The sequence below is a fragment of the Bacteroidota bacterium genome (genome assembly GCA_037133915.1).
Lineage (GTDB): Bacteria > Bacteroidota > Bacteroidia > Bacteroidales > CAIWKO01 > JBAXND01.
On sequence record JBAXND010000006.1, the window covers coordinates 85,975 to 96,948 of the forward strand.

The window sequence follows — 10,974 nt, forward strand, 5'->3', positions numbered from 1 at the left end:
AATTTAGTAATTAGAATTATACCGTACTCTTCCTGATGAGAATATTAACTTTAATTTCGTCTGTTACTTCTGATAAAACTTTCTCGGGATTCTCAATACTATCAATCACTTTAAGTGATTTTGCCAAAATTTCGCTGCAAATATATGTAAAATTATTGTTAACCGCTGAAATAATTTCGGCATGGTTTTCAATCTGAACGTCTATGGTATCGGTCACCTCAAACGCATTGTCTTTACGTAAGTTCTGTATCCGATTCACCAGTTCGCGGGCAATCCATTCTTCCTTCAGTTTATCCGTCAAAGTTATATCAAGTGCAACCGTAATATTTCCCGACGCAGATACGACCCAGCCGGGGATATCCTCGGTAACAATCTCAACATCACTTAATGTAAGTTCAACATCCTGACCTTCAATTGACAGCATGTAGCTGTTATTCATCTCAATACTGTTGATATCCTCTTGAGTGAACGCACTGATGGCTGCCGCAACCTGCTTCATAATCTTACCGCAGCGGGAACCGAGACTTTTGAAATTGGCTTTGATGCTTTTAACAAGAATACTTGCACCTGCATCGATATATTCAAGTTCTTTTACATTTACCTCGGCCAGTATGATGTTTTTAACTGCATCAAGTTGAGCTTTGGTAGCTGCATCGGGCATTGGAATCATAATCTTTGCCAATGGCTGGCGCACCCTCAGGTTGGTTTTTTTGCGCATCGAGAGTACCAACGATGATATTTTCTGTGCCAGTTGCATTCTTTGTTCCAGATCTTTATCTATTAGATTTGTATCTGAAACAGGAAATTCGCTCAGATGTACCGATTCTGCTTTCAGTCTTCCCGAAACTCCGTTAAGATCAACGAAAAGCCTGTCGGCAAAGAAAGGAGCCAGCGGTGCCATCAGGTGTGAAAGCACTTCAAGGCAGCGATACAATGTTTGATAAGCGGCTATTTTATCTTCAGTATATTCCCCTTTCCAGAAACGACGACGGCACAAACGCACATACCAGTTGCTCAGGTATTCGTCCACAAAATTCTGAATGGCACGACCTGCTTTGGTGGGTTCATAGTCAGCATAAAAGCCGTCAACATCATTAATAAGCGTATTCAGTTCTGAGAGTATCCAACGATCTATCTCAGGACGTGACGCCATCGGCACTTCCGCTTCGGTATAAGTAAACCCGTCAATATTCGCGTAAAGCGCAAAGAAAGCGTAGGTATTGTGCAATGTTCCGAAAAACTTACGTTGTACCTCACCAATACCTTCGAGGTCAAATTTCAAATTATCCCAGGGCTGCGCATTGGTAATCATATACCAGCGTGTTGCATCAGGACCGTATTTATTAAGGGTTTCGAACGGGTCAACGGCATTGTTCAGACGTTTCGACATTTTATTCCCGAGTTTGTCTAACACCAATCCATTTGAAACACAGGTCTTGTATGAAACTGAATCGAACAGCATCACGGCAATGGCATGCAGGGTAAAAAACCATCCGCGTGTCTGGTCAACGCCTTCGGCGATGAAATCGGCAGGGAAATTTGTATCAAAAAATTCTTTGTTCTCGAACGGATAATGGCATTGTGCGTAAGGCATGGCTCCTGAATCGAACCACACATCAATAAGGTCGGTTTCGCGGTACATGCGCTCGCCCGTGAGCGAAGAAAGGACAATCTCATCAACATAAGGTCTGTGCAGGTCAACTTTTGCGTAATTGCTTACCGACATATCGCCGGGAATAAAGTCGCTGTAAGGATTTGCTTTCATAAAACCGGCTTCTACCGAGCGGTCTATTTCTTTCAGCAGTTCTTCGATGCTGCCTATGCAGATGCGTTCGCTGTGGTCGGCATTGGCCCATACAGGCAAGGGCACACCCCAAAAGCGCGAGCGCGAAAGATTCCAGTCCACAAGATTTTCGAGCCAGTTGCCGAATCGTCCGGTACCGGTAGCTTCGGGCTTCCAGTTAATCGTTTTGTTCAATTCAATCATTCGCTCTTTGTAGGCTGTGGTTTTGATAAACCAGGAGTCGAGCGGATAGTAAAGAATGGGTTTATCGGTTCGCCAGCAATGCGGATAGGAATGTTCGTATTTCTCGGCTTTAAAAGCTTTATTTTCTTTTTTTAATTTGATAATGATATCAACGTCCACATTTTGCTCACGCATAGGATCGTTGTCCGGGTAATATTCACTCTTAACAAAGCGACCGGCAAATTCACCCATCGCATCTACAAATTTTCCCAGTTTATTTACCAGCGTAAGAGAGCCGAGTCCGAACTGTTTTGACATGCGGAAGTCGTCGGCACCAAAGCTGGGGGCAATATGCACAATGCCGGTGCCGTCTTCGGTAGAAACGAAATCTCCAACTATCACCACAAATGCGTCCCCGTCTGCAGGCTGTGCATAAGGCATCAGCTGTTCATACCGCATCCCTGCAAGAGCTGACCCTTTATGATTTCCGAGAACTTTGAACGGAATATTTTTGTCGCCTTCTTTGTAATCTTCCATGGCCAGACCGGCGTTTTTTTCAGGAAAATATTTTTCCATCAAAGCGGTAGCCAGAATAACATTAACAGGTTGGTAGCTGTATGGATTAAACGTGCTTACTACCGAATATTCTATATTCTTTCCAACGGCCAGCGCCGTATTTGAAGGCAGTGTCCAGGGAGTTGTTGTCCAGGCGAGGAAGAATAATTCCGAACCTGCTGATTTCACAAGCGATTCCGTTACCGGATGTTTATCTGCAACAACACGGAACTGGGCCACCAGCGAGCTGTCTTTCACATTTTTGTAGCAGCCCGGAAGGTTGAGTTCGTGTGAGCTCAGGCCGGTGCCTGCTGCCGGAGAGTAAGGCTGAATGGTATATCCTTTATAAAGCAGTCCTTTATCGTAAAGTTTGCCGAGCAGGTACCATACGCTCTCCACATATTTGTTGTCGAATGTGATATAAGGATGCTCGAGGTCAACCCAGTAGCCCATTTTCACGGTAAGGTCATCCCACTGGTCTTTATATTTCATCACCTCCTTGCGGCAGGCATTGTTGTAATCGGCAATTGATATTGTTTTCCCGATATCGTCTTTAGTAATGCCCAGTGTTTTTTCAACTGCAATTTCGATAGGAAGACCATGTGTATCCCAACCGGCTTTGCGCTCAACAAGGTGCCCTTTCAGCGTTTTATAGCGGCAGAACAGGTCTTTGATGGCGCGTGCCATAACGTGGTGGATACCGGGTTTCCCGTTGGCCGATGGCGGCCCTTCATAAAAAACGTAGGGCGTGCAGCCTTTGCGGGTTTCCACGCTTTTCTTAAAAATATTGTTTTCTTCCCAAAACCGTCCGATTTCGCCGGCTATCCGTGTCAGCTCAAGTTGTTTGTATTCGTTGTATTTACTGCTCATTTTCAGTGTTTTGTGTAGTCGCCAGATAAAGGGTGCAAAGATAGAAAAAAATGTGAAACGGAGATCATTTGGCGGCAGCAATAAAAGGGACAGTCCCGATTTTCACCGGGACTGTTTACATAATTATGGGAACTGGTCTTAGTGCCGGTGCCTTTAGGGACGTTAAAACACCGAAGCACAATTTAGGGTTTAACACCTTCAAGACAGCGATAAAATATAAAAGGTTGTCTGAAATGAAAAAAAAAGATATTCTTTTGTGAAATTAACATATGACGTCCAATAATAGATATTGGATTTGCATTAAAAACGAAAACTGAATTCTCTATTTTTTTTCAGTGACATCCTTACGCAGGTCAACTTTCCAGCGACCTTTTTGTTTAAGCAGATACACTTTTTGTTCTCCTCCGGAATAGGTGCGGTAGGAACATATTGCTTCGTCATTGTTTATCATACAGCCGGTGCATTCCGATTTATTATCGTGCAGTATGATTTGACCACCGCCACCCAATTGCGAAAGGGTTTCTACAAAGTTTATCGTTTTGATGGTTTTTTCGGTAGCAAGTTGTCGTGCTTCGTCAAAGCGAAGGTCGCCGAGGTATTTGAAAAAACATTCAGCTACCTGCTGCGGCGTGCCTTTGATTTCTTTTGATGGCAGCTTATGTTCTGTTGTTTTACATGCTCCAAGAACCGCAATTATTAAAATCACGGAAAGAAAATGAAATTTTATTCTCATTACCAAAATACCCGGTTTGCAGGCAAAAATAGGGAATTAAATAATCAGCCCCGGATAATTAATAATGGGAGATGATGCTCTTGTTATCTGTTATGTTCTCTTTTTCGCGCTGAAATTATTTCCCGGCAAGGGAAAATTAGGTTAATTTAGCGTTTTAATCAACCCTCAATTGATAGGACCGGATACCATACAGGCAATACTTGATGCAGCCCGCATAGACGAGGTGATTGGCGATTTTGTGACGCTGAAAAAACGTGGCGTGAATATGCTCGGTCATTGTCCTTTTCATAACGAAAAAACACCTTCGTTCACGGTATCGCCGGCCAAGGGCATATATAAGTGTTTTGGCTGCGGGAAAGCGGGAAATTCGGTAAATTTTGTGATGGAGCATGAGCACTATTCATATCCTGAAGCGCTCAAATACCTTGCCCGGAAATACAATATTGAAATTGAGGAAAAGGCTATCAGTCCTGAGCAACAGCAGGCGCTCACCGAGCGCGAAACATTACTTAACATTACCGAATTTGCTTCAAAGCATTTTGTGCACAACCTTCATGAAGCTGAAGAAGGAAAAGCCATTGGGCTAACGTATTTCAGAGAACGGGGATTCACGCCTGAGATTATTCGCAAATTCGAACTGGGTTATTGTCTGGAAAAATGGGACGATTTCACAACGCTTGCCATCAAATCGGGGTATAGTCCTGAGTCGCTGGTAAGGTCGGGGCTGCTTATCGAGAAAGACAAAGATCAGTATTACGACCGTTTCAGGGCGCGCGTGATGTTTCCTATTCACAACCTTTCGGGAAAAGTAACGGGGTTTACCGGGCGCATTCTTTCATCTGACAAGAGCAAGCCGAAATACGTCAACAGTCCTGAATCGGAAATTTACAATAAGAGCAAAACCCTCTACGGAATCTTTTTTGCAAAGAACAGCATCACCTCTTCCGACTTATGCTATCTGGTAGAGGGCAATACCGATGTAATTTCATTTGTACAGGCGGGTATTGAGAATGTAGTAGCATCATCAGGAACATCGCTCACTACCGAGCAAATTAAAATGATACGCCGCTACACACCCAACATTACGATTATTTATGACGGAGATGCAGCGGGAATCAAGGCATCGCTTCGGGGTACCGATATGATACTTCAGGAAGGCATGAATGTAAAAATTGTAATGCTGCCTGCCGGCGAAGACCCGGATTCATACGCGAGAAGCCACAGTCGGGAAGAAATCAATAATTATATTCGTTCCAACGAAGTAAATTTCATTTTTTTTAAATCGAACCTGCTGCTGAAAGAGGCAGGTGGTGATCCGGTTAAAAAAGCGGGTCTGGTAAAAGAAATTGTGCAAACGATTTCGATTATTCCGGATGCCGTATCGAGAGAATTTTACGTGAGAGAATGCAGCGGGCGGCTGGACGTGGGCGAACAGGTATTGTGGAATGAGTTAAACAAGGTGCTGCGGGCACGGTTGAAAAAAAACGCCGGGCAGGACGAGCAAGATGAGGCGCCCGAACCAACAACATTCGATGCGGAACCACAGATTCTGTTTAATCCGTTCGACAGCGAGGCCCATGAAAAACATCTGGTTTCGTTATTGCTGAATTACGGTGAAATGGAAATGCAGTTTTCAAACGAAGATGAGAAAGGACATAAAGAATATCATACGCTCACGGTTTCGGCTTTTATACAGGATATTGCGCAGGCATTAACGATTGAATTCACCAATACTTTGTACAATCAGGTTTTTGATGATTATATGAAACTGGTTTCTGAGAAAACGCCTCCGAATCAACAGTATTTTATAAACCATGGGGATGCGGCCATTTCAAAACTGTCTGTTGATTTATTGAGTAATCCGCACCAGTTAAGTCCCAACTGGGAAGCAAAAAATAATACCCATGTGCCTGTACATGGCGATGACGACAAAAAAGTACTGACGCGCGACGTAATGTCTACCCTGCATGCAATTAAGTCGCGGCAGCTGGAACGAAAGAAGAAGCAGTTTCAGGACAACATAAAGATTGCTCAGGAAAACGGAGAAATTGATGAGTGTATGCTGCTTATTGCTAAACTGCAGGAGTACGAAAAACAATACCGCGAGGCAAATGGTGTGTTGGGTCGCGTGATAACCCGATGATTTTTACTTTTTCATTTCTACCCTTTGGTAACTCTGGGGAATTCTGAAAGACGCGGTTTCTATTTTATTCAGCGTTATCTTATCAAAACGTATATTTACCGTTATCTTTTTTTCTTCTGTTATCTCGCACTTTACCGTGTTTGGAAACATTTGTCCTTCCAGGTCGGTGAAATCAGAATAAAATGATTCGAACTTCCGGTTTTGATTTTTTACTTCCTTAAGCAGAATGTGTTCAATTTTAAAGGTTTTGGGGTCGAGCCAGATATCCTGAATAAGCACTTTCTGAGCTTCTTTGTCTCGCTTCACGAATTTCTTCAGTTTAATTCGGTTGACCGTACTGAGCTTGTAATTTTTATTCTCAACCGTTGCCCTGAACTGTGTACTTTCATAATAGCGAAAGTCGTTCCCGGTAACGAGCGCTTGTATCATATCAAAGTCAAAATCGGTATTGAACAGTTCATTCACATAATCGAAATCACCAATAAAATAGGTATTATTGATACGGTTTATCATTTTTGCCGTATCATTGGTAAGCATCAGTCGTGCGGCTTCCAATCCGAATTTTTGTATTGATACCCAAATAAGGCTATCGCGGATAATGTACAGATTGCCCGAGAACGATTGATTTTTGTTATCCACTTCGGCTTCGGCGGAAAATTTTACCGATAAGGTATTGTACTGCAATTCGTTTTTTTTAAGCTGTTGAAATAGGTATTCCGGACCCTGCTCCCTGATGGGCTCCATGATAACCTGGCGTTCGGTCTTGCACGAAACAACAAGAATTGAAAGTAGAAATACACACAACAGAAATGGCAGACTTGCGGCCGCTGTTTTACTCATAAAGCTGTTTATCCTTTAATTTTTTATTCAACAGTTCTGATGGGGTTGTAATTGAAGCGGCTTTTTGCCAGTATTCCACAGCTTTGTCTTTATTCCCCGACTTAAACATCATGTCGCCGTAATGTTCAAGTACAGATGCATTTTTATCGCCACCGGCCTGCATGCATTTTTCCTGATATTGAATGGCTTCATCCAGTTTGCCTGATTTATACAAAGCCCAGGCGTATGTGTCCAAATAGTTGGCATTTCCGGGTTTCAGGTCGTTTGCCTTTTTTGCCATTGCAACAGCTTTTTCTGTGTATTTTCCCTGTAATAAAAGGTAGTACGCGTAATTATTCATTACATAGTCGTTCTGTGGGTCGGCCGCCAGTGCAAGTTCGTATGAAACAAAAGAATTGTCGGCATCATTGAGTTTATAATAGGCATCGCCTAAGTAGGTGTAAAACTTTGACTGCAATGATTTATCTGTGGCCACCAATTTCAATCCAATATTGAGTATTTTGACAGCGCCGGAATAATTTTTTAACTGGAGATGTGCACCTCCGTTGAACATGTAAAGCGGCGCCTGCTCGGGAAAAAGATCGATGGCGCGTTCACTTTCTTTCAACAAGGCATTGTAGTCGCCCAGTTCTGATTCAAGAAACATCAATTGCTCCCAAATCACATAGCGGCTGCTGTCAATGGAAATAACTTTGCGGTACGTATCTCTGGCCTCGTTATAGCGTTTATCGCGCACTAAAAAATCGCCATAAATAGAATATGCTTTTGCATCATCAGGATGTGCCTGAATAAGCAAATTGGCGAGTGTATAAGCCTGTTCCGAGATTTCTTTATTATTACCGGCGGCCGTATAATAGTCCAGCAATATTTTTACTTTAGTATCAATATCCAGAGCCGGACTTGAAAAGGCTTTTTTAAGTTCCTCGAATGATTCTGTTTTTTTATTTTGCACTCTGTAATATTCTGACAGAGACAGATGGGCTACGGGGTCGTTGGGGTCAATCTGCAGAATTTTCTGATAGGTTTCAAACGCTTTGTCTGCTTGATTTATGGCCATATACAAATCAGCCAAAAGCCCATAATATTTTGTTTCGTTGGGATACTGCTTTATCAGTGCATTTATTTCTTCAATCGCTTTTTGGGGCTTATTAATCTGGAGGTACAGTTTTTCTTTCTGAATGGAAATATCTTCAGAGATTCCTGTCTTATTCTCAATCGCGTCATATGCTTTTATAGCATCGGAATAGCTGCCCGCATACAGGCATGCTTCGCCCCATTTATAATAATTTTCAAGGTCGTTCGGAAATTTTTCGCAAAGGGTTTTATATGCTTTAACGGCGTCATTATAATCCCTTTTATTCATGAGAATTTCTGCGAGCAATACCTGATACCATTTATTGCCCGGATTGTACTTCATTGCATTTCGTATCAGCACCAGAGCATCTTCGTATTGTCTGCGCTTATTCAGCAGTGATGCCATCTCGTACATAGCAGGATCATAGGCCGGGTTTCGTTTTATACATTGCGCAAAAAGCCCCAGCGCTTTATCGTCATTACCCAGAAATTTTTCTTTATTTGCATCAAGAAACAATGCCGTATTCTGCAGCAATTCTTCCGGCGTAAGCCTTTTCCCGGAAGGCATTTCAGGAGCTCCCTGCTTGGATTGCTGCTTTGTTTTGCATGAAAGCATAACAAACCCCGGAATCAGGATTATAAGGGCAACTATTAGAAATTTTCTCATGTTCATTGGATTAAAACTCCGTGAACCTGCAATTATTATTCACAAACAGAATAATCGCCCAGGCTTATAACATCTACATCTTTGGTATAAACGGCATAACTTCCCACCATTGAATTATCGAGCACAACATGCGTAAGCATTGAATAATCCTGAATTATGCTGTTGCTGATAACCGAACGGGTAATTGTTGTGTTATTGCCAATGCTTACATGCGGTCCAATCACCGAATGTTCAATTACGGTATTCTCTCCGATGAAACAAGGAGGTATGATTATACTTGTAGTGGTCGCTGCCGAAGCAGAAATCTGTTTTTCTTTGGGAAGAAAATCGAGCATGCGGCCGTTGGCCGATACCGTGGCATTTTTATTTCCGCAATCGAGCCATTCATCAACAACTGCTGTAGAGAACCGAATGCCTTTCAGCTGCATGTTCTTAAGCGCATCGGTAAGCTGGTATTCATTATTTCCGGTAATTTTATTATCAATCAGATAGTCTAATTCTTTTTTTAAATTTTCGCCGTCGCGGAAAAAATAAATACCGATGATTGCCAGATCTGAAACAAATTCTTTTGGTTTCTCGATGAAATCTGTGATGATGTTGTTCGCATCGGCTTTCACTACGCCGAATGATGACGGATTATCAACTTTATGTACCCATATGATGCCGTCTTTTTTGGTGTCAATGGTAAAATCGGCTCGGAACAGTGTATCGGCAAAAGCCACAACAACCGGTCCTTTCAATGCCGATGCGGCACACAGAACAGCGTGGGCGGTTCCTTGTGCCTCATGCTGATAATGAATCGTACCGGGAACACCGAGACTTGCCGCGATATCCAGCAGACTTTGTTCTACTTCTTTTCCAAAATCCCCGATAATAAAGGCAATTTCCTCTATAGGCTCTTTAACCGTTGAAGTTATTGTTTCGGCGAGATGATGAACGATGGGCTTTCCGGCAACCGGAATAAGCGGTTTGGGGATAGTAAGAGTATGAGGCCTCATGCGTTTACCCATTCCGGCCATCGGTATGATTATTCTCATTACATTATTTTTAGTCGCTCTATTTAATAACAGGACTGCAAAGGTAATAATATTTTGAATCCCTTATTTTTGCTATTAACAGTGATTTAGTGCATAGGGACAATGAAAAATTCTATATTTGTCACGGGGAGTTTCACGGCAATGGATAAGACTGTGCAATAAATTTTGCACGGCATTCGTTCAAACAGTGGAACCCCACAAATCAAACATCTGTTTAACCAAGCCAAAAAAACCATAGCCATGAAAGGAAGAAAAGCGTTCGTCATGATCCTAATTGCGATTTTCGCATCAGGAGCCATATTCACATCTTGTAAAAAGGATAACACTTCCGATGATTCTAACAAAAAGGCAAACTACCGTTCGGCACAGGATAATTCTACTGCCGACAATATTTTCAGCCATGTGTTCAATGAAGTGAACAAGGGTGCCCGTTACACGGGATCAAAAAATATTCAGGATACAATTCAGGGATGCCCGGTAACTTACATTACGCCGGGAGGATTCAGTTATCCGAAAACCATAACCCTTGATTTTGGAACGGCATGCACTGGAACCGACGGCATTATCCGAAGCGGAAAAATAATTTCTACCATATCAGCACCTTATATTGATTCGAATAGCGTTGTAACTTCAACACTTCAGAATTTCCATGAAATCATCAGCGGTAAAGACTATTCGGTTACCGGAACAGAAGTAATCACCAATCTAGGGCACAACCAGGCCGGACACCCTATTTACTCGGTAAATGTAACCGGCGCAAGTGTGACAAGCACTGACGGAACCATCAGTTGGACATCAACCCGCCAGAACGAATGGTTTGCAGGATACAATACCTATATGAACTGGCTTGACGATGAGTACCGCATCAGCGGTTCGGCCAACGGGGTTGATATTAATGGCGCAACATTCACTGTAAATATAACGCTTCCTCTTGAAGTGCAGGTGGGATGCTGGTACATTAAAAAAGGCAAAATTGATATTATTAATCCGGGATATGCAACTATTACCGTTGATTACGGCGACGGCACCTGCGACAATATTATCTACGTTGTGATTAACGGTGTTACTTATACCGTTGTTGTTGGCTGA

General features: G+C 42.5%; 7 protein-coding genes. 2 read left to right on the plus strand and 5 right to left on the minus strand.

Translation table 11 applies throughout. The annotated features are described in order from the left end of the window. Window positions 1-16 precede the first annotated feature (16 nt). Both ileS and WCM76_03665 read right to left on the minus strand, forming a co-directional pair. Window positions 17-3,391 carry an isoleucine--tRNA ligase gene (gene ileS / locus WCM76_03660; GenBank protein MEI6764712.1) on the minus strand — a complete coding sequence of 1,125 codons (3,375 nt, stop codon included), beginning with the start codon at window positions 3,389-3,391 and terminating at the stop codon, window positions 17-19. A gap of 322 nt (window positions 3,392-3,713) precedes the next feature. Next, window positions 3,714-4,124, minus strand: coding sequence for a hypothetical protein (locus tag WCM76_03665; GenBank protein ID MEI6764713.1), 411 nt, complete (start codon window positions 4,122-4,124; stop codon window positions 3,714-3,716). A 169-nt stretch (window positions 4,125-4,293) separates the two neighbouring features. On the opposite strand from WCM76_03665, the gene dnaG reads away from it, so the two are divergent. Continuing rightward, the gene (gene dnaG, locus WCM76_03670) at window positions 4,294-6,267 is read left to right on the plus strand and encodes a DNA primase (protein MEI6764714.1); all 1,974 of its coding nucleotides are present in this window, start codon (window positions 4,294-4,296) and stop codon (window positions 6,265-6,267) included. Window positions 6,268-6,270: 3 nt separating this feature from the next. On the opposite strand, the gene WCM76_03675 is transcribed toward dnaG, so the two are convergent. Genes WCM76_03675 through WCM76_03685 form a run of 3 tightly spaced genes read right to left on the minus strand, consistent with a single transcriptional unit; the run spans window position 6,271 to window position 9,885 of the window. After that, window positions 6,271-7,107 (minus strand): DUF4292 domain-containing protein, encoded by an 837-nt coding sequence (locus WCM76_03675; GenBank protein MEI6764715.1) that lies wholly within the window; start codon window positions 7,105-7,107, stop codon window positions 6,271-6,273. Next, the gene (locus WCM76_03680; protein MEI6764716.1) at window positions 7,100-8,848 is read right to left on the minus strand and encodes a tetratricopeptide repeat protein; all 1,749 of its coding nucleotides are present in this window, start codon (window positions 8,846-8,848) and stop codon (window positions 7,100-7,102) included. Before WCM76_03680 ends, WCM76_03675 begins: the two co-directional genes overlap by 8 nt. A gap of 35 nt (window positions 8,849-8,883) precedes the next feature. Continuing rightward, the gene (locus tag WCM76_03685; GenBank protein ID MEI6764717.1) at window positions 8,884-9,885 is read right to left on the minus strand and encodes a sugar phosphate nucleotidyltransferase; all 1,002 of its coding nucleotides are present in this window, start codon (window positions 9,883-9,885) and stop codon (window positions 8,884-8,886) included. Window positions 9,886-10,125: 240 nt separating this feature from the next. Between WCM76_03685 and WCM76_03690 the strand changes: the two genes are divergently transcribed. Continuing rightward, window positions 10,126-10,974, plus strand: coding sequence for a hypothetical protein (locus WCM76_03690; protein ID MEI6764718.1), 849 nt, complete (start codon window positions 10,126-10,128; stop codon window positions 10,972-10,974).